General features: G+C 58.7%; 20 protein-coding genes. 10 read left to right on the forward strand and 10 right to left on the reverse strand.

Annotated features, from left to right (window positions below; genetic code table 11):
- Positions 1-22: 22 nt before the first annotated feature.
- The 3 genes from ROI90_RS01910 to ROI90_RS01920 form a co-directional block, all read right to left on the reverse strand.
- Entirely contained in the window at positions 23-649 is a 627-nt protein-coding gene (locus ROI90_RS01910) for a bifunctional nuclease family protein (protein WP_315996649.1), read from the reverse strand.
- A gap of 100 nt (positions 650-749) precedes the next feature.
- Positions 750-1,727 carry an electron transfer flavoprotein subunit alpha/FixB family protein gene (locus ROI90_RS01915; protein ID WP_315996650.1) on the reverse strand — a complete coding sequence of 326 codons (978 nt, stop codon included), beginning with the start codon at positions 1,725-1,727 and terminating at the stop codon, positions 750-752.
- A gap of 132 nt (positions 1,728-1,859) precedes the next feature.
- Entirely contained in the window at positions 1,860-2,600 is a 741-nt protein-coding gene (locus ROI90_RS01920) for an electron transfer flavoprotein subunit beta/FixA family protein (RefSeq protein ID WP_315996651.1), read from the reverse strand.
- Positions 2,601-2,674: 74 nt separating this feature from the next.
- On the opposite strand from ROI90_RS01920, the gene ROI90_RS01925 reads away from it, so the two are divergent.
- The 7 genes from ROI90_RS01925 to ROI90_RS01955 all read left to right on the forward strand — a co-directional run bounded on the left by ROI90_RS01925 (position 2,675) and on the right by ROI90_RS01955 (position 12,843).
- Positions 2,675-3,016, forward strand: coding sequence for a tetratricopeptide repeat protein (locus ROI90_RS01925; protein WP_315996652.1), 342 nt, complete (start codon positions 2,675-2,677; stop codon positions 3,014-3,016).
- 292 nt (positions 3,017-3,308) lie between these two features.
- Positions 3,309-3,986 (forward strand): response regulator, encoded by a 678-nt coding sequence (locus ROI90_RS01930; RefSeq protein ID WP_125419799.1) that lies wholly within the window; start codon positions 3,309-3,311, stop codon positions 3,984-3,986.
- 174 nt (positions 3,987-4,160) lie between these two features.
- Positions 4,161-5,558: a sensor histidine kinase gene (locus ROI90_RS01935; RefSeq protein ID WP_315996653.1), complete on the forward strand. Its 1,398-nt coding sequence runs from the start codon at positions 4,161-4,163 to the stop codon at positions 5,556-5,558.
- 146 nt (positions 5,559-5,704) lie between these two features.
- Entirely contained in the window at positions 5,705-6,799 is a 1,095-nt protein-coding gene (locus ROI90_RS01940; protein ID WP_315996654.1) for an efflux RND transporter periplasmic adaptor subunit, read from the forward strand.
- 235 nt (positions 6,800-7,034) lie between these two features.
- Positions 7,035-8,318, forward strand: coding sequence for a TolC family protein (locus ROI90_RS01945; RefSeq protein ID WP_315996655.1), 1,284 nt, complete (start codon positions 7,035-7,037; stop codon positions 8,316-8,318).
- Between the two features lie 53 nt (positions 8,319-8,371).
- Positions 8,372-9,475 (forward strand): efflux RND transporter periplasmic adaptor subunit, encoded by a 1,104-nt coding sequence (locus ROI90_RS01950; protein ID WP_315996656.1) that lies wholly within the window; start codon positions 8,372-8,374, stop codon positions 9,473-9,475.
- Positions 9,476-9,678: 203 nt separating this feature from the next.
- Positions 9,679-12,843: an efflux RND transporter permease subunit gene (locus ROI90_RS01955; protein ID WP_315996657.1), complete on the forward strand. Its 3,165-nt coding sequence runs from the start codon at positions 9,679-9,681 to the stop codon at positions 12,841-12,843.
- A 297-nt stretch (positions 12,844-13,140) separates the two neighbouring features.
- Here ROI90_RS01955 and ROI90_RS01960 read toward each other — a convergent pair whose 3' ends face one another.
- The gene (locus ROI90_RS01960; RefSeq protein WP_315996658.1) at positions 13,141-14,016 is read right to left on the reverse strand and encodes an alpha/beta hydrolase; all 876 of its coding nucleotides are present in this window, start codon (positions 14,014-14,016) and stop codon (positions 13,141-13,143) included.
- A gap of 421 nt (positions 14,017-14,437) precedes the next feature.
- Here ROI90_RS01960 and ROI90_RS01965 point away from each other — a divergent pair, with 421 nt between their 5' ends.
- Together ROI90_RS01965 and ROI90_RS01970 are read left to right on the forward strand one after the other, a co-directional pair.
- On the forward strand, positions 14,438-16,906 hold the full coding sequence (locus ROI90_RS01965) for a M1 family metallopeptidase (protein WP_315996659.1): 2,469 nt from the start codon (positions 14,438-14,440) through the stop codon (positions 16,904-16,906).
- Between the two features lie 189 nt (positions 16,907-17,095).
- Positions 17,096-17,947, forward strand: a complete 852-nt coding sequence (locus ROI90_RS01970) for a transporter (RefSeq protein WP_315996660.1) — start codon at positions 17,096-17,098, stop codon at positions 17,945-17,947.
- 184 nt (positions 17,948-18,131) lie between these two features.
- On the opposite strand, the gene ROI90_RS01975 is transcribed toward ROI90_RS01970, so the two are convergent.
- Positions 18,132-19,094, reverse strand: coding sequence for a formylglycine-generating enzyme family protein (locus ROI90_RS01975; protein ID WP_315996661.1), 963 nt, complete (start codon positions 19,092-19,094; stop codon positions 18,132-18,134).
- A gap of 167 nt (positions 19,095-19,261) precedes the next feature.
- On the opposite strand from ROI90_RS01975, the gene ROI90_RS01980 reads away from it, so the two are divergent.
- Positions 19,262-19,690: an EamA family transporter gene (locus ROI90_RS01980; protein ID WP_315996662.1), complete on the forward strand. Its 429-nt coding sequence runs from the start codon at positions 19,262-19,264 to the stop codon at positions 19,688-19,690.
- Between the two features lie 13 nt (positions 19,691-19,703).
- Here ROI90_RS01980 and ROI90_RS01985 read toward each other — a convergent pair whose 3' ends face one another.
- The 5 genes from ROI90_RS01985 to ROI90_RS02005 all read right to left on the reverse strand — a co-directional run bounded on the left by ROI90_RS01985 (position 19,704) and on the right by ROI90_RS02005 (position 25,992).
- Positions 19,704-20,606, reverse strand: coding sequence for an NAD(P)/FAD-dependent oxidoreductase (locus ROI90_RS01985; protein WP_315996663.1), 903 nt, complete (start codon positions 20,604-20,606; stop codon positions 19,704-19,706).
- Positions 20,607-20,729: 123 nt separating this feature from the next.
- On the reverse strand, positions 20,730-21,677 hold the full coding sequence (locus tag ROI90_RS01990; protein ID WP_315996664.1) for an NAD(P)-dependent alcohol dehydrogenase: 948 nt from the start codon (positions 21,675-21,677) through the stop codon (positions 20,730-20,732).
- A 296-nt stretch (positions 21,678-21,973) separates the two neighbouring features.
- Positions 21,974-23,581 carry a SulP family inorganic anion transporter gene (locus ROI90_RS01995; protein WP_315996665.1) on the reverse strand — a complete coding sequence of 536 codons (1,608 nt, stop codon included), beginning with the start codon at positions 23,579-23,581 and terminating at the stop codon, positions 21,974-21,976.
- A gap of 201 nt (positions 23,582-23,782) precedes the next feature.
- Positions 23,783-25,186 (reverse strand): sensor histidine kinase, encoded by a 1,404-nt coding sequence (locus ROI90_RS02000; protein ID WP_315996666.1) that lies wholly within the window; start codon positions 25,184-25,186, stop codon positions 23,783-23,785.
- Between the two features lie 131 nt (positions 25,187-25,317).
- A complete protein-coding gene (locus ROI90_RS02005) occupies positions 25,318-25,992 on the reverse strand; it encodes a response regulator transcription factor (protein WP_315996667.1) in 675 nt (224 codons plus the stop codon).
- Positions 25,993-26,115: the final 123 nt, after the last annotated feature.

Consider the following 26,115-nt stretch of genomic DNA (forward strand, 5'->3'; position numbering starts at 1 on the left):
GTATTCCGACCTGCGGCCATGGTTAGCCGTTACGCTTGTTTAGTTCGTCGCGGATTTTAGCGGCTTTCTCGTAGTCCTCGCGCTCCAGAGCCTGAGCCAACATCTTGGTCAGCTCATCCAACGACACTTGGCCGCTGGGCTCCCGAGGTTCAGCGGGCGTCGGGGCCGGCCGGTCGCCGGCATCATCGTCCTCATCGTCGTCATCATCCTCATCCGAGTCCTCGGCGTTTTCATCCAGGTCTGACAGGATGATACCTGCTTCGCTCAGCACGCTTTCCACCGTAAAGATGGGCACGCCGAAGCGCAGGCCGATGGCAATGGCATCGGAAGGGCGGGAATCCAGCTCAAAGGTGGTAGCCCCATCGGAGCACACGATTTTGGAATAGAATACGCCTTCTTTCAGGTCGGAAATCAGCACTTCCAGCACGGCCACGTGCACCTGCTCGGCAAACGACTTGAACAGGTCGTGGGTAAGCGGGCGGTTCGGGTTGATTTTCTCGATCTGAATGGCAATGCTCTGCGCCTCAAACATGCCAATGATGATGGGCAGGCGCCGGTTACCCGTCTTCTCGCCCAGAATAAGCGCGAAGGAGCCCGACTGCGACTGGCTGGAGGAAAGGCCCAGGATTTCGAGCGGTATTTTTTTCACTAGAGTCTAGGTGAATGTGCGTAGGTGAAGGTTGTGAAAAATGTGCACACTACAGGAATTGCGTGGAAGCTTTTCCTACAGCATGCACATTTACATCACCTTAATTCAACTCTTTTACCGCCTGGGTCAATTTGGGCAACACGTCGAACACGTCACCTACAATACCATAGTCGGCGGCTTTGAAGAAGGGAGCCTCGGGGTCTTTGTTGATGACCACGATAACCTTACTCGAATTTACGCCGGCCAGGTGCTGGATGGCACCCGAAATACCGCAGGCAATGTACAGGTTCGGCGACACGGTAATACCCGTCTGGCCTACGTGCTCGTGGTGGGGGCGCCAATCCACGTCCGATACCGGCTTGGAGCAGGCCGTGGCCGCACCCAAGGCTTTGGCCAAATCCTCGATGAGGTTCCAGTTTTCGGGCCCTTTCATGCCGCGGCCACCCGATACCACTTTGTCGGCTTCAGGCAACAAGATGCCGCCGGCCTGGTCCTGCATTACCACCTGCTTGGGAGCATCGGCAAAGTCCGCATCCGAGAGTTGAGCCGAGAAGGCCTCTACCTGAGCGGTTTTGCCGGCTTCGTGCAGGGCTTCGATGGAGTTCTTTTTAACAGCAATGATTTTTCGCTCACCATCCAGCTTCACGTCGGCAAAGGCTTTGCCCGAGAAGGCGCCACGCTTCACCGTGAACGAACCGCCGTCGGTTTTAGGCAGCTCTACCACGTTGGTGGCAATGCTGGCCTGCAACCGAATTGACAGGCGCGAGCCTACCGAAGCCCCGATATTGGAGTTAGCCAGCACAATGACCTTGGCATCCTCTTTCTGAGCGGCGGCGGCAATCAGCTTGGTGTAGGCACCGTTCACAAAATCCTTGAGGCGGGGCTCGGCGTCGTGCAGCACTTTGGTGATACCCTGCTCGCCCAGCTTTGCCAGGTTGGCTTCGGTGGCTTCACCCACGGCCACGGCCGTAGCCGTGGTGCCCAGCATCTGGGCTACCTGGCTGCCGTAGGAAGCTACCTCCAACGAGGATTTCTTTACCTCGCCGCCGTCACATTCAACAACTACTAGTACAGACATTTTTTTAGTATTGAGAAGTGAGTAGTTGGTATTGAGACAGAAAAAAGTCCCGCATACTACTCAGCAGTTTTTGAAAATTGGTAGCAAAGTGAGTAGCAGTGCATCTAACTACTCAGTACTAGATACCAATTACTAAATCACCTTTGCTTCGTTGCGGAGCAGTTTGATAAGCTCACCGGCGCTTTCGGCCGGGATGAGCTTCACGCCTTGCTTAGCGGGGGGTAGCGCGTAGGCGGCTACCTCGGTGCGGGCCGCGTCGGCGGTAGGCTCCACCACTTTCAGGGGCTTGGTGCGGGCCGTCATGATGCCACGCATGTTGGGAATGCGGGGCTCACACATGGGCTGCTGGCAGGAAGCCACGAAGGGCGCGTTTACCTCCACGATTTCTTTGCCGCCTTCAATTTCGCGTTCCAGCGTGGCGGTGCTGCCGCTCATATCCAGCTTCATGGCCGGGGCCACCGTGGGAATGCCGAGCAGCTCACCTACCATGCCGTGCACCTGGAAGCCGTTATAGTCAATGCTTTCCTTGCCCATCAGAATCACGTCGTAGCCGCCATCCTTGGCAATGCTGGCAATCTGCTGGGCCACGAAGAAGGCATCCTTGGGGTGGGCGTTGACGCGGATGGCGTCGTCGGCTCCGATGGCCAGGGCCTTGCGGATGTTGGGCTCGGTGTCGGCTTCGCCTACGTTGAGCACCGTTACGGTGCCGCCACCCTGGGCCTCTTTCAATTCAATGGCGCGAGTGAGTGCATACTCATCCCACGGATTTATTACGAACTGTACGCCAGCCTTGTTAAACTCCTTGTTGTCAGGAGTAAACGTGATTTTGGTGGTCGTGTCGGGTACGTTGCTGATGCAAACGAGAAACTTCATCTACGGCTGCTTATATGGAAGATACTAGGAGAAAGTGTCAAATTTGGGGCGAAGATACTCAAAACTACCACCCCATGGAAACTGCGCCGAGCCGCCTGCAACAACTCCTGGCCTTCTACCAGGATGATCCTACCGACGCGTTTACCATCTACGCGCTGGCCACCGAATACCGCGCTACGGAGCCGGAACGGGCCATGACGTACTACCAGAAACTGCTCGACGAGCATCCGGACTACGTGGGTACGTACTACCACGCCGGCAAGATGCTGCAACAGCTGGAAAAGCCCGAAGAAGCCGAAAAAGTTTACCGCAAAGGCCTCACCGTGGCCCGCAAAGCCGGCCAGCTGCACGCCGCCAGCGAAATTCAACAAGCCCTCAACCAACTGCTGGGTCTGGATTACGAAGACGAGGATTAGGGTGGGTGGTTGACCTGTTGAATGGCTGAATGGGAAAATCTGTCATCCTGAGCATTCCGCGCATCAAGCGGCGACGAAGGACCTTACCACGTTTGCCTAGATCAGCATACCTTCCGTTCCGCCACCAGCCGTTCTGCTGTCATAAGGTCCTTCGTCGCCGCTTGATGCGCGGAATGCTCAGGATGACAGTCCAACTATTCCACAGCTCACCCCGACTGCCCTTGTAGCGCCTGCTCCAGCAGCCAGATAAGAACTCACCCATTCAACAGTTCACCCGTTCAACCATTTCCCCATGAAAATTCTGCTGGTTGAAGATGAGCCCAAGGTTTCGGCCTTTATAAAGCGCGGGTTGGAGGAAGAGGGTTTTGAAGTGGAGGTGGCCTACGATGGCCGTTTCGGGCGGCAGCTGGCCCTCTCCCACTCTTACGAGCTGATTATTCTGGACGTGATTCTGCCCTACTTCAGCGGGCTGGAAGTGCTGGAAGCCATCCGGGCGCAGGACCAGCAGACGCCGGTGCTGATGCTCACGGCTTTGGGCACCACCCAGGACAAGCTGCACGGCTTCGGCGGCGGGGCCGATGACTACCTGGTGAAGCCTTTCGATTTTCCGGAACTGGTGGCCCGGGTGCGGGCCCTCACCCGCCGCCGCGGCCAGCAGGCCAAAAGCGCCGTGCTCCAGTTCGAGGACCTGACGCTGGACTCGGGGGCTAAAACCGTGACGCGAGCCGGGCAGCCGCTCAAGCTCACGGCCCGCGAATTCGGACTGCTGGAGCTGCTGCTGCGCCACCCCGGCCGCGTGCTCAGCCGCGCCGAGCTGGCCGCCGACGTGTGGGAAGATTCCTTCGACGCCGGCTCCAACGTGGTGGACGTGTACGTGAACTACCTGCGCAACAAAGTCGACAAACCCTTCCCTCGCAAGCTCATTCACACAGTGGTAGGCATGGGCTACGTGCTACGGGCTCAGGAGTGAGAAGTGAGAAGTGAGAAGTGAGAAGTGAGAAAAAGAACGTCATTCTGAGCGAAGCCGGAGGTGAAGTCGAAGAATCTCTACCGCACTAGTAATTCTGGTCGTGAGGCAGCTAAGCGGTAGAGATTCTTCGACTTCGCCTCCGGCTTCGCTCAGAATGACGTTCTTTTAGGGCCTTTGCTTCCCCTTCACAATTTCACCTTTCACAACTTCACCACCCGCCCCATGACCATCCGGAACCGATTGACGTGGCTGTTTCTGGGGCTAGTGGCCGTGATTCTGCTGGCAGCCATGACCACCGTGTACATTCTGCTGGCCACCTACACCCACGAGGAGTTTCACCAGCGCCTGCGCGACCGGGCTGAGGTGACGGGCTACGTATTTCTGGAGCAGGATGAGCTGCGGGCCGAGGCGCTCCGGGAGTTTCAGCGCCGGTACCTGCGCACCCTTACCGGCGAGGTACTCCAGATCTACGACGACCAGCTCCGTCCTCGGTTTATCGAGCAGGACACCCGCGTGACCATTCCTGACCACATTCTGGCGCGTATTCTAACCGAGAAGCGGGTGTATTTCACGCTGGGTAGCCGGCAGGCCATCGGGCTGTTCTACACCGATAACCAGGGCCAGTTTATCATTGTAGCCGCCGCCGAAAACCACTCCGGCGCCGCCCGCCTGGATCATCTGATTATGATTCTGACCAGCATTTTTGTGGTGAGCCTGGTGGTGATTTACGTGGCCGGGCGCGTATTTGCGGGCAAGGCGCTGGCCCCCATTGCCGCCGTCAACGACCAGGTGGACCGCATCACCACCCAGGATCTGCACCTGCGCGTGAGTGAGGGTATCAGCCACGAGCAGGACGAAATAACCCGCCTGGCCCGCACCTTCAACCGCATGCTGGAGCGGCTGGAAGAGGGCTTCGAAACCCAGCGCACCTTCGTCAGCAATGCCTCCCACGAGCTACGCACGCCGCTTACGGCCACCATTGGGGAGTTGCAGGTGCTATTGAACCGGGAGCGGGACCCGGCCGCGTACCGGGAAGGCGTGGCCTCGGTGTTGCACGAGCTGCAACAGCTCAAGCTGCTCATCAACAACCTACTCGACCTGACGCAAACCAACACCGGAGCCCACGAGGAAATCCGGCTGGATGAATTGCTGTCGGAGGCCCGGGAGGCAGTGCTGCCCGACCAGCGACGCCGGGTGCAGCTGGCATTCGGGCAGCTGCCGGAGGATGCTGAGGCCCTGGAAATCAAGGGAAACCGCCAGCTGCTGAGCCGGGCCCTCACCAACCTGTTCGACAATGCCCTGAAATATTCACCTTCCGATAAACTCGTGGAAGTACAGCTGGAATACCGGGCCGGCCGGCGCTACATCCAGGTGCGGGATTACGGCATCGGCATCAGCGAAAAGGCTTTGCCGCAGGTGTTTCAGCCGTTTTTCCGGGCCGATAACGCCCGGCACGTAGTGGGGCACGGTGTGGGGCTGCCGCTGGCCCGCAAGATTGTGCAGCTGCACGGCGGCGAGGTGCACATCAGCTCCTGGCCGGGCCAGGGCACGGTGGTGGAAGTGGTATTATAAACGATAGTAAGCCGACATGCACCGGTTAATTTCAGGCGTTTTCGACCAAAAACTCATAGAAACTTCACTTTCTAATCGGTTTCTAATCTACCTCTAACCCGGGGCTAATACCGGGGGCGTAAGCTTGCATCTTACCAGTTACGCCCATGAACCGCCTATTCCATTTTTCCTCCCTGCTGCTGCTGCCTACCAGCCTGTGCCTGGGCAGCTGCACCGAAGAAGCTACCGAACAACTCCCCCGCCCCGACAACACCCGGCAGCTACCTGCTGCCACCGTGGCCGCTCTGCAAACCGATAGTGTGCAGCTGGCCCCCGTGCAAACGGAACTGCGCCTGGAAGGCCGCATAACGCCCAACGCCGACCGCCTGACGCCCGTGTATGCCTTGGCTGGCGGAGTGGTAGAGCAAGCGCCCGTAGCCCTCGGCGACGTGGTAACGGCTGGGCAGCCGCTGGCCGTTTTGCGTAGCGCTCAGATAGTGGGCCTGGCTCAGCAACGCACCGAAGCCACCGTAAACCTGGGCACGGCCCGCGTGCAGCTAGAGGCCATCAGCGAAATGCACGCCGACGGAATGGCTTCCGACCAGGATCTAAGCATGGCCCGCGCCGCCCTGCAAAAAGCCCAGGCCGAGCTAACCCGCCTGCGCAAGCAAACCGACGTGTACGGCACCGCCCCCGACCACTACACCCTGCGCGCCCCCCAAGCCGGCACCGTCGTTGAGAAGCACCTAACGGAGGGGCAGCAGTTCGAGCCCGGCCAAGTGGGCAGCCTGTTCACGGTAGCCAACCTCGATGAAGTGTGGGTGCTGGCCGATGTATTTCAGTCAGATATTGACAAGGTGAAGGCAGGCCTGCCGGTGGAAGTGCACACGCTGAGCTACCCCGACCGGCAGTTTGCGGGCCGCGTGGATAAGGTGTTCAACGTGCTGGACCCCGAACGCAAAACGCTCCAGGTCCGGGTGCGCCTCGCCAACCCCGACCACCTGCTCAAGCCCGGCATGTTTGCGCGCATCCACCTCACTGAAACCAGCACCACCCGGTTGCCGGCGGTGCCTTCGGCTAGCCTGGTGTTTGCCAATGGCCGCCGCTACGCGCTGGTAGTAAAAAACAACGCCGTGGAAACCCGCCCGGTAGCCGTGCAACACGCCGGCCAGGGCATGAGCTACGTAAGCAGCGGCCTAACGCCCGGCGAGCAGGTGGTAACCCGCAATGCGCTACTTTATTACAAGGAACTCAATGACTAGCCCGCGCGCCTCCCGGCACTGGGTCCGGCACGCCATGAGTACGGCGGAACGAGAACTGCTGAAGCCGTCCTCGGCAGCAATTTCTTTGCCTGTTGACAGCGTTAGAAAGGCGCTTTCAATAGAAAGAGCGGCCTTTCTGAAAAAAATATTTCATTCTAATCCGTTTCTAATTTACCTCTAATTCGCCCCTAATACGGGGGGCGTACTCTTGCATATCTCAACACCGAATCCGGATATGCAACGCCTCTTTTTCCTGCTACCGTTGGCCCTGCTGCTGCACTTCAGCACCCACGCTACTGCCGCGCCACTCAGCGGCGACACTCTGACGCTCACGCTGCCCCAGGCCGAGCAGCAGTTTGTACAAAACAACTTACTGCTGCTTGCCCAGCGCTACAATGTATCGGCGGCCGAGGCCCAGATACTACAGGCTCGGCTCTGGGACAACCCCACCATTTCCATCGAACAGAACACCTACAACCCGCAGACGCGCAAGGTGCTCGACGTGACCAAAACCGGCAACTCCATTGTGCAGGTGCAGCAGCTATTTGCCATTGCCGGCCGCCGCAAAGCCGCCGCCAACGTGGCCCAGCAGAACGCCTTGGTGGAACAGTTCACCTTCCAGGATTTGCTGCGCACCCTGCGCTACCAGCTCCGCAGCACCTTCTACGACCTGTACTACAAGCAGCAGAGCGTAGGCGTGTACGATAAGGAAGTGGCTAGTTTTCAGCGCACCGTAAGCCTATATCAGGGCCAGTACGAGAAAGGAAATATTGCCCTGAAAGAGGTAATTCGGCTGAAAGCCTTCCTGTTTCAGCTGCGCAACGAGCGGCAGGCCTTGCTCAACGACATTGCTGCCGAGCAAGCCGACCTCCGTACCCTGATGCGCGACACCAGCGGCGCCTACTACATGCCCACCGCCGACGGCAACCGCCTCAGGGCCCTCAGCTTAGCTGATCGCACCGAAGCGCAGCTCATCGACTCGGCGCAGGTGAACCGCGCCGACCTGAAAGCCCGCCAGGCCGCCGTGCAGCAGCAAACCCAGAACCTGCGCCTGCAACGCGCCCTGGCCACGCCTGACCTGGCCGTGGGCTACGTGTACGACCGGGCCGGCAACTACATCCAGAATTACAACGCCCTCACGCTGGGCGTGGCCGTGCCCATCTTCAACCGCAACCAGGGCAACATCCGCACCGCGCAAAACCAGATTGAGGTCAGCAAGGCGCAGCTCAGCCAGCAGCAGCTGCAAGTGCAGAACGACGTGCAGGAAGCCTGGCGCCTGGCCCGCCAAAACGACCAGCTCTACCAAGGCACCGCCCGCGAAACCTCTGACTTCGACCGCCTCATGAAGGGCATCGATGAGAGCTATGCCAAGCGCAATCTCACCATCGTGGAGTTTCTGGATTTCTATGAGAGCTACAAGAACAACCTGGTGCAGCTCAACAATCTGCGCGCCAACCGGGTGCGCGCCTTCGAACAACTCAACTACGCCGTGGGCCGCCCGGTGTTCAACGCCGAATAACCATGCAGCCGATTTCCAAACTCTCGTCCTCTCCCCTCAAACGTCCTTTTTCCATGACTCGCTTTGCCACTCTGGCCACCTCGTTGGCCCTCCCGCTTGCCCTGGGACTGGCGAGCTGCTCGAAATCCGAAGAAGCCGACGCACCCCAGAAAGCAGAGGCGGGCTTCACCATGTCCAACCAGATGCTGCGGGAGCTGAAGATTGATACGGTGCGCAACGAGCCCGTGCGCGACGAGCTAAGCCTCTCGGGCCAGATTGCCACCGACGGCGACAAAACTGTGAAAGTGTACCCGCTGGTGGGCGGCGTGGTGGAGCAGCTGAGCGTGGAGCTAGGCGACCATGTGACCAAGGGCCAGGTGCTGGCCGTCATCAAGAGCGGCGAAATTGCCGACCTCCAGAACCAAAGCAGCACTGCCGGCACCGACCTCGATATTGCCCGCAAAAACCTCTCGGTACTGGAAGACCAGTACAAGGCCGGCTTGGCCTCGGAGCGCGACGTAAGCCTAGCCCGCCAGGAGCTGCGCAAGGCCCAGAGCAACGTGGGCAAAAGCCGCAAACAGCTGGGCGTGTACGGCGTGTCGGCTGACGGCACTTACACGCTGCGGGCTCCCATTTCGGGCTTCATCACCGAAAAGAACGTGACCGACCACATGCAGTTCAACGCCGACAACGTAGGCAACCTATTCACGGTCAGCAACCTTGATGACGTGTGGATTATGGCCAACGTGTTTGAGTCGGATATCAGCAAGGTGAAGGAAGGCTACACCGCCGACGTCACAACCCTCTCCTACCCCGACAAGCACTTCACCGGCCGCATCGACAAGGTGTTCAACGTGCTCGACCCCGATTCCAAGGTGATGAAGGTGCGCGTGAAGCTCAACAACCCCGGCTACCTGCTTAAGCCCGAAATGTACGCCCAGGTGAAGGTGCTCAACACCGAAAACCAGCAGATGCTGGCCGTGCCCGCCAAATGCGTGGTGTTTGATAAGGACCGCAACTTCGTGATGGTGTTCAAGGACCGGCACCACGTGGAAACTCGGGAGGTCAAAATCGCCAAAACCGTCGGCGACGTGAGCTACGTGCAAACCGGCCTCAAAGACGGCGAGCACATCATCGCCCAAAACCAACTCCTGGTGTACGACGAGCTGAATGATTAAAGCTAGAAAGCTAGCTCCCCTCCTCATCTGAGGAGGGGTTGGGGGTGGTTGACCGGAGTGTCAGCCCATCTACTAATACTAATTCTAGGAACTACCCAAACGATTATCAACCACCCCCAACCCCTCCTCATCTGAGGAGGGGAGCTAGCCTAGCCTTGTCTTCTTCTAGCTCTAGTTGTTGCCTTCTAGCTTTTTGAAAAGCCATGAACAAATTCATCCAGGGCATTATTGCCTTTTCGCTCAAAAACCGGGGGTTCGTTTTTCTGATGACGTTTGTCGTCATTGTGGCCGGGGTGATGAGCTACCGGAACACGCCGATTGAAGCCTTTCCGGACGTCACAAACACCGAAATCACCATCATCACGCAATGGCCCGGCCGCTCGGCTGAGGAGATTGAGAAGTTCGTGACGGCGCCCATTGAAATTGCGCTGAACCCGGTGCAGAAGAAAACCAGTATCCGTAGCACCACCCTATTTGGGCTGTCGGTGGTGAAGGTGATTTTCGATGATGGCGTGGACGATGCCTTTGCCCGCGTGCAAGTCAACAACCTGCTCAGCCAGGCCGACCTGCCCGAAGGCGCCGACCCCGACGTGCAACCGCCCTACGGCCCCACCGGCGAAATCTTCCGCTACACCCTGCAAAGCAAGGAAAAAACCACCCGCGAACTGAAAACCCTGCAAGACTGGGTGGTGGAGCGCAACTTGAAAGCCGTGCCCGGCGTGGCCGACGTGAATAGCTTCGGCGGCGAGGTGAAGGATTACGAAATCAGCGTGAACCCCGGCAAGCTCCAGGACCTCGGCCTCACGCCTTTGGACCTCTACAACGCCATCCAGCGCAGCAACATCAACGTGGGCGGCGACGTGATAAACGAGGGCCAGCAGAACTACGTGGTGCGCGGCATTGGCCTGCTCAACAACATCGGCGACATCAACAACACGGTTATCAAGAACGTGAACGGTGCCCCCATCCTGGTAAAGGACGTGGCCATCGTGCACGAGTCGGCGCTGCCGCGGCTGGGCCGGGTGGGCCGCGGCCTGAACGACGACGTGCTGGAAGGCATTGTGGTGATGCGCAAAGGCGAAAACCCCTCCGAAGTCATTGCCCGCCTCAAAGACAAAGTGGCCGACCTCAACGACAAGATTCTGCCTTCCGACGTGAAGATCAAAACCTTCTACGACCGGCAGCAGCTCATCGACTTCAGCACCGAAACCGTGATTCACAACCTGCTGGAAGGCATTGTGCTGGTGACGGTAATTGTGTTCGTGTTCATGGCCGACTGGCGCACGACGGTGGTGGTAAGCGTGATTATCCCGCTGGCTTTGCTGTTTGCTTTCATCTGCTTGCGGCTGAAAGGCATGAGTGCAAACCTGCTCAGCATGGGCGCCATCGACTTCGGCATTATCATCGACGGGGCCGTGGTGATGGTGGAAGGGCTCTTTGTGGCCCTCGACCACAAGGCCCACAAAATGGGCATGGAGCGGTTCAACAAAGTTGCCAAGCTGGGCCTCATCAAGAAAACCGGCCGCGACATGGGCAAGGCCATCTTCTTCTCCAAGGCCATCATTATCACCGCGTTGCTCCCCATTTTCTCCTTCGAGAAAGTGGAAGGCAAGGTGTTCAGCCCGCTAGCTTGGACGCTGGGTTTTGCTTTGCTCGGCGCGCTCATCTTCACGCTCACGCTGGTGCCGGTGCTTACTTCGATTCTGCTGAAAAAGAACGTGGTAGAGAAAGACAACTTCTTCGTACGCGGCATCAATAAAGGCGCGCAACGGTTCTTTTCCTTCACCTACGCCCGCAAAACCGCCAGTTTGCTGGTGGCCACGGTGGCCGTGGTGCTGGGCATGGGCGCCTTCCACTTCCTGGGCTCCGAGTTCCTACCCGAGCTGAACGAAGGCTCTATCTACGTGCGGGCCCAGCTGCCGCTGAGCATCAGCCTGAATGAAAGCAACAAGCTCTGCAACGAGATGCGCCGGGTGTTCCTGAGCTTTCCCGAAGTGGGCGACGTAGTGAGCCAGACCGGCCGCCCCAACGACGGCACCGACCCCACCGGCTTCTACAACAACGAGTTTCTGGTGCAGCTCAAGCACACGCCCGAGGTGGAGGCCGAAATGAAGCACAAAGACAAGCGCGAAGCCCTGATTGAGCACATGAAGGAAAAGCTGAACCGCTTCCCCGGCGTGGATTTCAACTTCTCCCAGCCCATCACCGACAACGTGGAAGAAGCCGCCTCGGGCGTGAAAGGCTCCATTGCGGTGAAGATTTACGGTACTGACCTCAAGTTGATGGAGGAAAAAGGCCGGCAGGTGTACGGCATCCTCAAGAACATCAAAGGCATCGACGACCTGGGTGTACTACGCAACATCGGCCAGCCGGAACTGCACGTGGACCTGGATGAGCAGCGCATGGCCCAGTACGGCGTAAGCAAGGCCGACGCCAACGCGGTACTGGAAATGGCTGTGGGCGGCAAGCAAGCTTCCCAGATGTACGAGGGCGAGCGGAAATTCCCCATCCGGGTGCGCTACCAGGAACAGTTCCGCCAGACGCCCCAGGAAATTGCGGCCCTGATGGTACCTACCCAAAACGGCAACACCATCCCGCTATCCGAAATTGCCACCATCGGCGACGTAAACGGCCCCTCGCTCATCTACCGCGACGACAACCAGCGCTTCGCTGCCGTGAAGTTCAGCATCCGCGGCCGCGACATGGGCAGCACCATCGAAGAAGCCCAGAAAAAGGTGAATGCCGTAGTGAGCCTGCCCAAGGGCTACACCATGAAATGGACCGGCGACTTCGAGAACCAGCGCCGCGCCACCCAGCGCCTCACGCAGGTAGTACCCGTTTCGCTCGGCCTAATTTTCTTCATTCTGTTCATTTTGTTCGGCAACCTGAAAGATGCCGGGCTGGTGCTCCTGAATGTGCCGTTTGCCATTATCGGCGGCATTGCGGCCCTGCTAATTACGCATACCAACTTCAGCATTTCGGCTGGTATCGGGTTCATTGCCCTGTTTGGTATCTGCATCCAAAACGGCGTAATCCTAATATCGGTGTTCAAGCAGAATATGGTGCGCAAAATGAGCCTCGACCGTAGCATCCACGACGGCGTCACCAGCCGGGTCCGCCCCGTGGTTATGACGGCCCTCATGGCTACTATTGGCTTGCTGCCTGCTGCGCTCAGCACTGGCATCGGCAGTGAAACTTCTAAGCCCTTGGCTATTGTGGTAATTGGCGGCCTCATCACCGGCACCATTCTCACCTTGTTCATCTTCCCCCTGATTTTCGAGCGCGCCTACCGCGCCCAGCACACCCACTACGGCGACAACCCAGCGTTGCACCCCGAGCGGCATGAGCAGGCCATGCTGGTACATTAGGCACACAAAGCAAAACGCCCGGTCAATGACCGGACGTTTTGCTTTGTGCAGGCACGATGTAGAGGCGCAATATTTTGCGTCTCGTCATTGCTGATGTTGTTCAGCAGGCTCAGTTACGCGACGTTCAACGACGAGACGCAAAATATTGCGTCTCTACACTGTTCAGGAACTGCTCCTGCGCCTACCAAATTAGCCTACCGATATAGAGGCGCGACACTTCGCATCTCCTGTTAGAACGGCCGGAACTGGGTACTTGCCCCCGCGTTATCCAACAACAAGAAGCAAAATATTGCGTTTCTACTTCACTGCTACCCCACCCTGGGTCAGCACCTGCTGAAAGAACTGCACGTGGTAGGGCAACGCGTTTTGCCAGTACTCCCAGGTATGGGCGCCGGGCCGCTCGGTGTAGTCGTGGGGCGTGTGGTTGTACACGAGGCGGCGGTGCACTTCCCGGTTGATGTCGATGAGGAAATCATCCACGCCGCAGTCGATAATGAGGGGCAGGCCGTTGGTATAGAGCTTATCGGCCATATTCACTACTGAGTTGGCGCTGTACAGGCTGGGCGCGGGCGTTTCAGGGCCGAGGATAGGGTTGAATAACGACTGCCGCTGCTGAGCTTCCTGCGGATTGAGTTTCCGATTGGTCACGCTCATATCCAAGGCTCCGCTCATGCTACCGGCCGCCGCAAATAGCTCCGGATGCCGCCCTGAGAGGTACAGCGCCCCGTGCCCGCCCATGGAAAGGCCCGAAATAACCCGGCCTTCTTTGCGCGCTACGGTACGGTAGGTCTGGTCAATTTTGCCAATAACCTCCTTGGTAAGATAGGTTTCGAACTGGCTGGCCTTGTTCACCGGCGAGTCGAGGTAGAAGCTGAACGTCTCGCCCTCGGGCATCACAATGATGAGGTTGTACTGGTCGGCGAGGCGGTGAATAAGGGTTTTGTCGGGCGTTTTGCTGCTCCAGTCGGAGAAGTGGCCGTAGGCGCCGTGCAGCAGGTAGAGCACCGGGTAATTAGCCTTCTTGTTTTTGGCGTAGGAAGCCGGCAAGGCCACTGCGGCGCGGTACGTCCGTTGCATGGCGGCACTGGGAATATCCAGCGTATCCACTTTGGCGGCAAAGGCGGCGGGGCTTAGGAGCAGCAGAAAGATTAGTAGGCGAAGAGTGTTTTTCATAGTATGGAAGATGGTGTGTGGGTACAGACCCCGATTTAGCTGCATCGTTGCGGCTGTTTAGGATGCCCCTACCCTGTAGACTAGGTCAAGCTAAGAATAGGCTGCGCCCCGAACTACTAAGCGCAACGGCCTAGGCGCTGCCTTGCAACCTATCGAAAACGAGGCAAACACAATAGCCCCGGCACCAAACTACCATGAGAACATGTGGTTTGCCTCTTGTAAGTACACGTGTACCGGCTAGGCTATCGGGCAGCGTTTAACAGCTGTGTTAAATATTTCAAAAGGTACCTTGTTTTGCATAGTACCGCTTTATACATTTGGTCAACCTTCTGCCTTGTGCTAATCATTGTGGTAGTGACTGCGCAGCTGTGGCAAAAAGTTCGCAACTAGCATCCTCAAATCTATTTTCCCTCTTCCTGCTATGACAAAAGCTTTTCTACTAAGCCTGGGCCTGCTGGCTGCGGCTCCGGCCCTGGCCCAGCAAGCTGCTCCCGCCGATACAACCACCCTGAAGATGTACCGCGAATCGGCCCGCAAGGTCAACGCCCTGGTGCACACCAAGCTGGATGTACGCTTTGATTATGCCAAGCGCCAGCTCATCGGCAAGGAGTGGGTGACGCTGCAACCCGTGGGCTACGCTACCGACTCCCTGCGCCTCGATGCCAAGGGCATGGACATCAAATCGGTAACGATGGTGGACGGCTCGAACACCAAGACGCTGAAGTACCGCTACAACAACGAGCAGTTGGACATCGACCTGGATAAGCTCTACACGCCCGGCCAGCAGTACACCGTGTACCTGGAGTACGTGGCCAAGCCCAATGAGCTGAAAGTGAAAGGCTCGGCGGCCATCAACGATGCCAAAGGCCTGTACTTTATCAACCCCGACAGCACCGAGGCCGGCAAGCCCCGCCAGATCTGGACGCAGGGTGAGACGGAGGCTTCCTCGGCCTGGTTCCCCACCATCGACAAGCCCAATCAGAAAACCACCGCCGAAATCAGCATGACGGTACCCAGCCGCTACGTAACGCTGAGCAACGGCGCCCTGGTGAGCCAGACGCCCGCCGGCCCCGGCCTGCGCACCGACACCTGGAAGCAGGAGCTGCCCCACTCGCCTTACCTGTTTATGATGGCCGTGGGCGACTTCAAGATTTACAAGGATACCTGGCGCGGTAAGGAGGTGAGCTACTATCTGGAGCCCAAGTATGCACCCTACGCTAAGCAGATTTTCGGCAACACGCCCGAGATGCTGGAGTTTTTCTCCCGCCGCTTAGGGGTGGACTACGCCTGGAATAAGTATGCCCAGATTGTGGTGCGCGACTACGTGAGTGGGGCCATGGAAAATACCTCGGCCACCCTGCACGGCGAGTTTCTGCAAAAAGATGCCCGTGAAGCCCTGGATGCCGAGTATGCCAACGGCGAATCGGTTATTGCCCATGAGCTGTTCCACCAGTGGTTTGGGGATTTGGTAACGGCCGAAAGCTGGAGCAACCTGACGGTGAACGAGTCGTTTGCCGACTTCTCGGAAGCCCTCTGGGCCGAGTACAAGTACGGCCAGGACGCCGGCGACGCCCACGCCTACATGAATATGCGCAACTACCTGCGCAGTCCCCGCGACGCCCAGAAGCAGCTCGTGCGCTTCCACTACGCCGACAAGGAGGACATGTTTGACCTGGTGAGCTACCAGAAGGGCGGCCAGATTCTGAACATGCTGCGTAGCTACCTCACCGACGACGTATTCTTCGCCGGCCTGAAAAAGTACCTCACCGATAACAAGTTCGGCAACGGTGAGGCTCACCAGCTGCGCCTGGCCCTGGAGTCCGTATCGGGCCAGGATTTGAACTGGTTCTTCAACCAGTGGTACTTTGGCAGCGGCCACCCCGTGGTAACCATTGATTATGGCTACGACGCTGGGGCCAAGCAGCAGACCGTGACCATTAAGCAAACCCAGCCCGGCCAGCCCTTCCAGTTGCCATTGGCAGTGGATGTGTACGTGAACGGTAAACCCCAGCGCCACCAAGTGATGATGCGCCAGGCCACCGAAAACTTCCGTTTCCCGGCAGCCAGCAAGCCCACGCTGGTAAATGTGGATGCTGAAAAAGTGCTGCTGTGGCAGAAAACCGATAACAAGTCCCTGGAGGAGTTTGCCTATCAGTACAAGAACGGCCCGCGCTACGTTGACCGCCGCGAGGCCATTGCTGCTGCCGCTACCAAGCCAGCTACCGACGCCACCGCCCGCCAGCTCCTCCTTTCAGGCCTCAACGACAAGTACACCGGCATTCGAATGGCCTCCATTGCTGCCCTGAAGCTAGATGACAAGGCAGTGCAGAAAGCCGCCGCCCCTGCCCTTCGCAAGCAGTTTGCTCAGGAGAAAAATACCAACGTGCAGGCGGCGTTGCTTGGTGCCCTCGGCCAGGTGCAAGATAAAAAGGACGAAAAGACGTTTACTAAAGCCCTCGAAAGCCAGTCGTACGCGGTGCAGGGCGCGGCCCTGGAAGGCCTGGCCGAAGTGCAGCCCAAAGCCGCCCTCGCGCGCGCTAAGGCGCTGGAAGCTGGCGCCAAAGGCAACGTGGCAACTGCCATTGCCAACGTGTACGCCACCCAGGGCGACGCTAGCACCTGGACTTACGTGCGCAACCAGTTCGACACGGCCGGGCCCCAGGGGCAGTTTCAGATGCTGGAAAGCGTAGCTGGCTTCATGGCCCGCCTCAACGACGCAACGGTGCTGAAAGAAGGCACGGAGCGCCTGCAAAAACTGGCCGTGCAGTACAAGAAGTACGGCGTGGACGAGCCCATTCTGGCTATGCTGGAAAAGGCCAAGCAAGGCAAGCCCGCCGACCAGCAAGCTACGGTGCAGGCCGCTATTGAGGCTATTAAAAAAGCAGAATAGCTCATTCATTTCTTTATTATACACAAAAAAGGCCGGACTCATGTCCGGCCTTTTTTGCGGGAAACGGTATGAGGGTTTCGCCTTTTTTACCCTGTTATCACATCCAGCTAGGGCAACGCAGGAATTGAGCTTGGGTTACAGCATCTTTGAAAAATCGAACTATTCTTGACCACCGGATGTCGATACTGCATGCGAAAGACCACTCTGCTGACTGCCGGAGCCCTGCTGCTTGCGGGCCCGACCTGCACCCTGGCCCAGACCACTGACCCCGGCCTCAACAACGGCGAGTCGCCTTTTGTGCGGCTTATCCGCCCCGACCGGCCCGGGCAGACAATCACCACCAATATGCTCTACCCCGGCCAGTTTCAACTGGAAACCGGCCTTACCCGCTACGATGCGGGCAGCAACGTGGGCTACGCGGGCCGCTCGGCCTGGGGCAGTACCTTGCGGGTAGGCTTTTTCAACCACATTGAGCTGCGCGCCACCCAGCACTACCTGCTCACCCCAGCCGCGCAGCTGCTACCTTCCGACGGTGCGCCTACGCCTTACGCTGGCCCGGCCGGATTTGCGCCCCTGAACGTAGGCGCCAAGTTTCTGGCCTCTACCACTCAAAACGCCCGCTCCCAGGTGGTGGTACTGCTGGATATGAACCTGCGCAACGGGGATACCAGCTTCGGGGAAAAACAATTTGAACCCGGTGGCCGCTTGCTGGTGTCGCAGCAATTAGGGCAACGGTTTGGCCTGGAAGGCAACTTTGGCTTTCGGCAGCGCGGTTTCAAGGCCGAGGGCACCAAACAGGGCCAGTACCTGACCACCCTGGCCCTCAATGGCCCCATTGGCGCAGGCACGCACGTTGGCTTCCTGGCCGAAACCTACGCTACCTGGCAGCGGCAGCAGGGCTGGCGGCCCGGCCTCACTTCGGGCCTCTACTACCGCCCCGCCCCCGGCCTGCGTCTTGATGTTACGGCGAGCCACGGCCTTACGGCCAATGCGGGCGGCTTCACCGTTGGGGCCGGCCTAGCTTTCCGGTTTGGAAAGTGAATGAGGAGAACTGAATTACAAGAGCTACGCTGAAGGGGCCATCATCCTGAGTAGCGCAAAGAACCTTACTTCGCCGGAACAAGCCACTCTTATGAGCCCGGTTCCAGCGTGGTAAGGTTCTTTGCGCTACTTAGGACAACAGCGCCCCGGCTCTTAGCTCTCCCCGCTTGTCAGCTCTTCTACCTCATTTGCGCACCATGCGCACAGTGGCTATACACCGGAAGCCCAGCCAGTTTTGCGGGCCTTGGTAGGCCTGCCGGGCACTGAGAGTAAGGCCCTGCACCGAGGTTTTGAATGAGCCTCCTTTGGCCACGCCTTTTGTTGCCGTCATTTCGGCCACATTCCCAATGACATTCTGGAGGCCGAACCCATTGGGCGGCCCGATGGTAATGGGCTGCACGGGGAATTTTTCTTTGCCCGGCGCGCAGGCAAATACCTGGTTGCTACCCGCCAGATAGTAATTTTCCCGCAGGTTGTAGGGCAGTTCGTAGGCAGTTTCGGTGGCGGGATGAGCCAGCTGCTGAGCGTCCAGGCAGGCTACCAGCTCCTCCGACTCATTGAGCTTGCAGGGCTTGGGCTTGCGCACAGAGCGGGTTTGGACCAGCTCAAAGGGTCGTGTACCCGCTGGCAGTCCACCAGCAGCAGCCTGCTCCCACTCCGCTTCCGTAGGCAGGCGGTACTGCACCGTTACCTCATAGTCGCGTAGTTCAGGGTGCTGCTTGCGAAACTCCGCGCTCCGGAAATAGCTGCGGTTTACTACGGCGCTGCGCCAGCGACAATAGGCCTGCGCCTGCTCGTAGCTTACTCCCGTGGCCGGATGGTAGCGGTAAGCCGGTGCCCGGAAGTAGGATTGGGGCGGGGTGGTCTGCTCCGGGTCGGGCACGGGCTGCCAGCCGGTGGAGTCCGGCAGCTGCGCCCGAAAGAAGGCCAGGGTGGAGTCGCGGCGGATGAAGTGGAGATACTCCAGCCAGTGCAGGTTGGCCACCTCGGTTTCGTCCATGAACAGGTTGTCGGCCACGCGGGCGGTGCCGGGCGGCTCGGGTAGCCCAGGCACGGACGCCGCCTTTGCCTGCGCCTGGCTCGTTGCCGGCCAGAACACCGCCGAACTGCCCATGCCAAGCCAACACATCCAAACAAGCTTTTTCATATACTCCAGTAGCCTAAAAAGACCCGAAACGACTTGGGAAACCTACGCAAGATACTTCAGCCGCAAGTTAGCGCCGCTACGGGTCGGCACTGGGTTTCCGGAGCGGCAGTTCGGCTACAAACCAGCAAGCTGCGTACTGCCTACCACGCATTCTTTGGCAAGCCGTTATGTGGGTAGTTTTTTCGTTGTTGGCCGCTTTGTCGGCTGCCGTAGTAGTTACGCTTTCAAAAGTAGGCGTCAAGAATATTGAAGCCAGCGTGGCCTTCGCCATCCAGTCGGTCCTGATTGTATCGGTGGCCTGGGGCGTAGTGGCCTGGCAGGGGCACCTGGGGCAGGTTGCCGAAATTGACCGCCGCACCTGGGGCTTTCTGATTGCCGCCGGCATCATTACCTGCCTATCCTCCCTGTTTTCCTTTCAGGCCCTCAAAATGGGGCAAGCTTCGCGCACATCTTCCTTCGATAAAATCTCGCTGGTGTTTTCCATCCTGCTGGCTGTGTTTTTTCTGAAAGAGAAGGTTACCTGGCAGATAATTCTGGGTGCCGCCCTCATGGCCGGCGGGGCTCTACTCATTGCCTTCACGCGGGAAAGCAGCTAGTCAACCTACTTATTTACAGCGCCAGCAGCTCATGGTTGACGAAGGCCCCGGCCTTGGTGCCGGCCGCTACGGCTACGGCTACTGTGCGCATGGGCGTAGTGGCGTCTCCGGCCGCGTACACGCCGGGCACCGAGGTTTTCTGCCAGTCATCTACCTGCAGATGGCCGCTTTCCGTGAGGGTGCAGCCCAGCAGCAACGGCAGCTCGCAGTGCTGCCGGAAAGGCACATGCGCAAACAAGGCTGCCAAGGGTACCTGCCTGCCCCCATGCAGCACCACTTGCTGCAGTTGCCCCCGCTTATGGTGCAGGGCCTGCAGTGGGGCTTCCTCCGTGCGTATTCCGGCTTCCCGCAACTGCAGGGTTTGCTGCGGGCTGAGGGTGGAAGGGCCATTAGTGAACAGCGTGAGTTGGGGGGTCCAGTTCCTGATCAGGCGGGCCTGCAGGAAGCCGGTGTCGCCGTTGCCCAGCACGCCCAGGGGCTGGCCGTGCACCTCATACCCGTGGCAATACGGGCAGTGTAGCACGCTGATGCCCCAGCACTCCGCAAAGCCTGGCAGGGCGGGCATCAGGTCCTCAATTCCCGTCGCGAAAATCAGCTTCTGGGCCGCAACGAGCTGGCCGCTGGCAGAAGTGACCAAGAACCCAGCCGGCGTTTTTTCGGCTTGCACGGCTTGCTCCTCTACCACTTGCACAGTGGGGTAGTGCAGCACCTGGGCCAGGGCTTTGGCCCGAATTGCAGCCGGCGTTTCCCCGTCCTGAGTCAGGAAATTGTGCGAGTGGGGTGTTTGGTGGTTGCAGGGCTGCCCACTATCCAGCACCAGCACCGTGCGCAACGCCCGCCCCAACGACATGGCCGCCGCCAAACCCGCGTAGCTCCCGCCAATAATTACCACTTCCACACTGCTGTTTGGCTCCATTATCAAGTAGTTAACGAATCTTATTGCAGAGGAGCCTACCCTACTGGGCTGGCCATACAACGCACGAAGGTACACAAATGCAACTAAGTTGCATTTGTGTACCTTCGTTTTACGTTCCGTTGCTTACTCTACTGCAAGCACAATCTTACCAGCGGCGCGGCCGGTTTCGCTGTAGCGGTGAGCCTCGGCCGTTTCGCTGAGCGGGAAAGTTTTGTCAATTACCACGCGTATAGTGCCCGCCTGCAGCCAGGCCGAAATCAGGGCCAGATCTGTGCCGCGCTCCTTGGCGAAGAACATATGGGCCGATTTGGTGGTAAGGGCAGCGGCCAGCTTATCGGTGATGAGCAGGGCCGGCTCGGGCGTGGTGGTTACGTAGCGGCCGTTGCGGCGCAGGGCCAGCTGGCTGGCCGAAAAGCTACTTTTGCCCACGGCATCAAACACAATATCGTAGTGGCTGCGGTTTTTGGTGAAGTCCTGCTCCTCGTGGTTGAGCACCGTATCGGCCCCCAGGCTACGCACCAGTTCCTGGTTATCGGGGCCGCACACGCCAATTACCTCACCGGCCCCCAGGGCCTTGGCTATCTGCACCGCAAACATGCCCACGCCCCCCGAAGCGCCGTTTATGAGCACCCGGTCGCCGGAGAGCAGTTGCCCGTGGTCGTGGAGGCCCTGCAGAGCCGTGAGGGCGGCCAGCGGCACGGCTCCGGCTTCCTCAAAGCTGAGCTTTTCCGGAATAAACGCCGCCACCGACTCCGCCAGTACCGCGTATTCCGCATTGGCGTTGCCCACGCCCTCATTGGGCATTCCGTACACCCGGTCGCCCACCTTAAAGCGCGTTACGTGGTTGCCCACGGCGGCAACCTCCCCGGCCACATCCCGACCCGGAATTTTGGGAAAGCGCTGGCCCGTTACCAGCTTCATGTCGCCGTTGCGCACTTTCCAGTCGATGGGGTTGATGCTGCTGGCCCGCACCCGCACCAGAATCTGGTCGGATTTGGGCGTAGGGGTGGGTTGCTCGCCGTAGCGCAGCACATCGGCCGGGCCGTATTCAGTGAAATAAATGGCGTTCATAGGGGGCAAGTTCGATAGTTGAGCTTCTGCCTACGCAATAACAGCGCAAGGGGGCCGGCATTGGTCAGGGTTTTGGGCAGCGTTTTAGCTTATACCAAGGTGAAGCTACTTCCTGAGACGCAAAAAACCGCCCTATCCAATGAATAGGGCGGTTCCACACATCGAAAGCGCACTCCCCTCAGACTACGCCCGATGATAGTGTGCAGCGGTGGCGGTAACCCTCGCTGCGGTATCGTGATTCTTTAGTGTAATAACTCAAGTGAGAAAATGAACGGAACCAACTACACCATTTTGCCCTAATGCCCGAGCACCTGTACCTGCGGAATAGCTCGTAGCTCCAGCTGAATACCTCGCTCAGGGGCAGCCAGGCGAAAGTTTTCAATGGCTTCCAGCACGTCGTAGTCAATGAAGGAAGAATTGGAGCCATCAATTAGTACCTGCGTATCATCGGGCAGCTCATCCAGCACCTTCACGATGCTGGCTTTATTGAGAAAGGAAACCTGCTCGGATAACTTGAGGTGAATGGGGCCGGCCTGCATAGCGGCCGGTTTGCTCAGGAAGTAAGCCGACTCATAATTGGCCTTGAGGATGTAGAAGATGCCCACGGCTAGCCCAATGGATACTCCTTTCAGCAGATCGGTGAACAGAATGGCCACAATGGTGATGATGAAGGGCAGAAACTGCTGCCAGCCCAAGCGCCACTGGGTAATGTACAAAGCCGGTTTGGTGAGCTTGTAGCCCACAATCAGCAGCACGGCGGCCAGCGCCGAGTACGGTACCTGATTCAGGATTGACTCCAGAAACAGCAGGCTAACGAGCAGCAGAATACCGTGGCTGAAGGCTGCCATGCGCGTTTGACCACCCGCGTTGATGTTGGCTGAGCTCCGCACGATAACCGCCGTGATAGGCAAACCACCCAACAAGCCGCTGATGATGTTGCCGGTGCCCTGCGCTACCAGCTCCCGGTTGGTGGGTGTAATGCGCTTATGCGGGTCCAGCTTATCCACGGCTTTCACACTCAGCAATGACTCCAGGGACGCGACAATGGCAATGGTGAAAGCCACCACGAAAAAGCCCGGCCGCTGCAGGGCCGTCCAGTCGGGCTGGGTGAAGGAGCCAATGAAGTCTTGCCAGGAGGAGATGTTGGGAAGACTAACCAAGTGCTCTGGCCGGATACGCAGCACGGGCGCAGCCTGGTCGAGCAGGTTGTTCAGCCCAATGGAGAGCAGTACCACCACCAGCGCGCTGGGCACTAGCCGCAGAACCCGGAGGCGCTTGGCAATAACGTCGTCCCAGAGGAATAGCACACCCAAGGAAACCAACCCCACCAAAGCCGAACCGGCCCCAATTCCCCGCATGGCCCGCTCAATAGCCGAAAACGTATTCTGGCCATCAAACTGCAGAAAGGTCATATCCTCGAAATAGTCGGCGTCGGCGCCTACCAAGTGCGGAATCTGCTTCAGAATAAGGGTCAGGCCAATGGCGGCCAGCATACCCCGGATAACGGAGGTTGGAAAATACATGCCCACAATACCGGCCTTCACTACCCCCAGCACAACCTGAATGATACCAGCAATAACGACGGCAGCCAGCACAGCCTGAAACGACTGCAACGACTGCAGAGACGCCAGCACAATGCTCGTAAGCCCGGCCGCGGGTCCGCTCACGCTCAAAGGGGAATTGCTAACCCAGGAAACGACCAAGCCCCCTACGATGCCCGCAATAATGCCCGCTAGCAACGGGGCACCCGAGGCCAGCGAGATGCCCAAGCACAGCGGCAAGGCTACCAAAAAAACAACCAGCCCAGCCGGTAAATCTTTGCCAAGGTGCTTCCACGGCGAGGATGGCACACCAGAAGGCGTGCGGCCCGTGGAAGTTGCAGCGGAGGGAGCAACTTCAATCATACAAACGAGGGGAGGGAGAAAGAGCAGAAAGCCCGCCGCGCAACGTCTTTGCGTAGCGGATTTACTGCAAGTCTACAGCCACCTCGTTAAGACCTAATTAAAAGTGAATTAAAATCCAGTTAAAAACGGTATACTTTGTTGTTCAACGGCTTACGCGGCATCTTACTGGCGATTTTTCTCCCGTTAAACCTCCCTCCTTGGCTACAGAATAGAGGGCAGTTCTAGGCTAACGGCGGTGCCCTGTCCCAGCTGGCTTTCAATTCGGATTTCGCCCTCGTGCAGCTCCATTATTTTGGCCGTGAGCGGCAGCCCAATCCCGTGCCCGGGCACGGTGCGCACCGACTCGGCCCGGAAGAAGGGAACGAATACCTGCTGCCGGTCGGCCTCTGTCATGCCCATGCCTTGGTCGCGGACGGTTAGGCGCACCCGGGTGCGGGAGCAGAACAGGCTGGCTACTACCGGCTGAGCAGAGGCGGCCGAAAACTTGCAGGCATTTTCCAGAATGTTGAGGAAGGCCGAGAGCAGCAGCGCCTCATTGCCCAACACAGCAAAGGGCAGGCGGTTCGGTACTTCCGAGGACTCGGAAAACTCCAGGTCGATGCGGCAGGTGGGATGGCGGCGGTGCACCTCCTCGTGGGCCTGCAGCAGCAGCTCATCCAGGCGCACCAGGGAGCGGGGCACCTGGGAGGGGTCGTCGGAGGCGCGGGCAATTTGCAGCAGCCCGTTGGTGAGGTCCTTGAGCAGGCGGGCGGCATCCAGGGTATTTTGCAGCACCTGCCGGTATTCCTGCTGGCTTCGCTCCTGCTGCAGCAAGGCCACTTCCAACTGCCCGATGATGGCCGCCAGCGGCGTGCGGAGCTCGTGGGAAGCATCCCGCACAAAAGTGCGCTGCCCGGCAAACGCCGTTTCCAGGCGGTTGAGCAGGCTATTGAAGCGCTGGGCCAGCAGAGAAACCTCGTCCTGCCCATCGGCCTGGGAAAGGCGGCGGTGCAGGTCGGAGGCGGTGATACTGTCTACTTCCTGAATGATGCGCTGCATGGGCTTGAGGGCCTGGCCGGCAAAAAACCAGCCCCCAATGCCCACTATCACGAAGGAGGCCAGCAGCCCAAACGTGAGGACGGTGAGCAGATCCTGTAACTTCTGGCGGCTGTCGGCATCCACGGAGGAGGCCACCACCACAAAGTCGCCGCGCAGGGCGTCGCGGTAGAGCAGGCCCACGGTCTGGCGGTGGTCGTCTTCCAGCAGAATTTCGCGGCCATCTTCGCGCACGGCATTCAGCAGGGCCAGCGGTATAGCCACGCGGCCGGCCAAGCCTTCCTCAAATACCACCTGGTTGTCCGCATCAAACACGCGCACCTCCTCTTCGGGGAGGGTGCGGTAAAACTGCCGCAAATACAGGCGGTATGAGGCCCGGCTGGCTTCGTCGCTGCGGCGGGTGCCATCCAGGTATACGTGGGCCACAATGCGGGCCCGGGCAAACAGACTCTCGCTGAATGCCTCGCGCCGTGCCTGCTGGGTAAAAAAGTAAATGGCCGAGGAAAACAGCAGCAGCGTTACTCCCAGAATAGCCACAAACTGCAGCGTGAGGCGGGTGCGGATAGACATTGGGCAGTTTCTAGTTGCTGGTTGCTAGTTGTTAGTTATCGGTTGGTAATTGTTGGTTATGAGGGCTCTACGAAAGACTCTACCGGACTCTGGGCTAGCTAACAACCGTCAACTAGCAACCAGCAACTCATCTACTCCTCCTTCATCACGTAGCCCATGCCCACCAGCGTATGGATAAGCTTGGGCGTGAAGTCCTTATCAAGCTTTTTGCGCAGGAAGTTGATGTACACGTCGATGACGTTGGAGCCGGTATCGAAAGAGGTTTCCCAGACGTGCTCCAGAATATCTACCCTGGACACCACCCGGTTCTGGTTGCGCAGCAGGTACTCCAGCAGGGCAAATTCCCGGGCCGTAAGCTGCACCGTTTGGCCGGCGCGCTGTACCACCTTGCGGGAAGGGTCCAGGGTAAGGTCGGCCAGGCGCAGCACGGGGTCGGAGGGCAGCTCGTTACGGCGGCGGGTGAGGGCCCGGATGCGGGCCAGCAGCTCCTGGAACGCGAAGGGCTTCACCAGGTAGTCGTCGGCCCCGGCATCAAGACCCCGAATTTTATCGTCGGTTTCGCCGAGGGCCGTGAGCATCAGGATGGGCACGCTGGTATCCTGAGCCCGCACTTGCCGGCACACTTCCAACCCGCTCAGGCCGGGCAGCAGCGTGTCCAGCACAATCAAGTCGTAGTGCCCACCCAGGGCCAGGCGCAGGCCCAGCACGCCATCAGCCGCCAAATCAACGGTGTGGTGCTGCTCCGTGAGGCCTTGGTGCAGGAAGGAGGCCACCTTGGGTTCGTCTTCAACCAACAGGATTTTCATAGGCGGGCTATAGAATGCTTGGAAGCCCGAAGGTAGAACACGCGGCCGGCACTCTGACACTATCGGAAAGCAGCCTGGGAGCATGGCACAGCACTTCACTTATATCAATGCAAAAAAATACTA

Origin of the sequence: Hymenobacter endophyticus (assembly GCF_032464715.1) — a bacterium.
Lineage (GTDB): Bacteria > Bacteroidota > Bacteroidia > Cytophagales > Hymenobacteraceae > Hymenobacter > Hymenobacter endophyticus.

Coding starts and splice junctions, on each gene's coding strand:
- ROI90_RS01915 (WP_315996650.1), bottom strand. CDS start 1,727: ATGTCTGTACTAGTAGTTGTTGAATGTGACGGCGGCGAGGTAAAGAAA.
- ROI90_RS01920 (WP_315996651.1), bottom strand. CDS start 2,600: ATGAAGTTTCTCGTTTGCATCAGCAACGTACCCGACACGACCACCAAA.
- ROI90_RS01925 (WP_315996652.1), top strand. CDS start 2,675: ATGGAAACTGCGCCGAGCCGCCTGCAACAACTCCTGGCCTTCTACCAG.
- ROI90_RS01930 (WP_125419799.1), top strand. CDS start 3,309: ATGAAAATTCTGCTGGTTGAAGATGAGCCCAAGGTTTCGGCCTTTATA.
- ROI90_RS01940 (WP_315996654.1), top strand. CDS start 5,705: ATGAACCGCCTATTCCATTTTTCCTCCCTGCTGCTGCTGCCTACCAGC.
- ROI90_RS01945 (WP_315996655.1), top strand. CDS start 7,035: ATGCAACGCCTCTTTTTCCTGCTACCGTTGGCCCTGCTGCTGCACTTC.
- ROI90_RS01950 (WP_315996656.1), top strand. CDS start 8,372: ATGACTCGCTTTGCCACTCTGGCCACCTCGTTGGCCCTCCCGCTTGCC.
- ROI90_RS01955 (WP_315996657.1), top strand. CDS start 9,679: ATGAACAAATTCATCCAGGGCATTATTGCCTTTTCGCTCAAAAACCGG.
- ROI90_RS01960 (WP_315996658.1), bottom strand. CDS start 14,016: ATGAAAAACACTCTTCGCCTACTAATCTTTCTGCTGCTCCTAAGCCCC.
- ROI90_RS01965 (WP_315996659.1), top strand. CDS start 14,438: ATGACAAAAGCTTTTCTACTAAGCCTGGGCCTGCTGGCTGCGGCTCCG.
- ROI90_RS01970 (WP_315996660.1), top strand. CDS start 17,096: ATGCGAAAGACCACTCTGCTGACTGCCGGAGCCCTGCTGCTTGCGGGC.
- ROI90_RS01975 (WP_315996661.1), bottom strand. CDS start 19,094: ATGAAAAAGCTTGTTTGGATGTGTTGGCTTGGCATGGGCAGTTCGGCG.
- ROI90_RS01980 (WP_315996662.1), top strand. CDS start 19,262: ATGTGGGTAGTTTTTTCGTTGTTGGCCGCTTTGTCGGCTGCCGTAGTA.
- ROI90_RS01985 (WP_315996663.1), bottom strand. CDS start 20,606: ATGGAGCCAAACAGCAGTGTGGAAGTGGTAATTATTGGCGGGAGCTAC.
- ROI90_RS01990 (WP_315996664.1), bottom strand. CDS start 21,677: ATGAACGCCATTTATTTCACTGAATACGGCCCGGCCGATGTGCTGCGC.
- ROI90_RS01995 (WP_315996665.1), bottom strand. CDS start 23,581: ATGATTGAAGTTGCTCCCTCCGCTGCAACTTCCACGGGCCGCACGCCT.
- ROI90_RS02000 (WP_315996666.1), bottom strand. CDS start 25,186: ATGTCTATCCGCACCCGCCTCACGCTGCAGTTTGTGGCTATTCTGGGA.
- ROI90_RS02005 (WP_315996667.1), bottom strand. CDS start 25,992: ATGAAAATCCTGTTGGTTGAAGACGAACCCAAGGTGGCCTCCTTCCTG.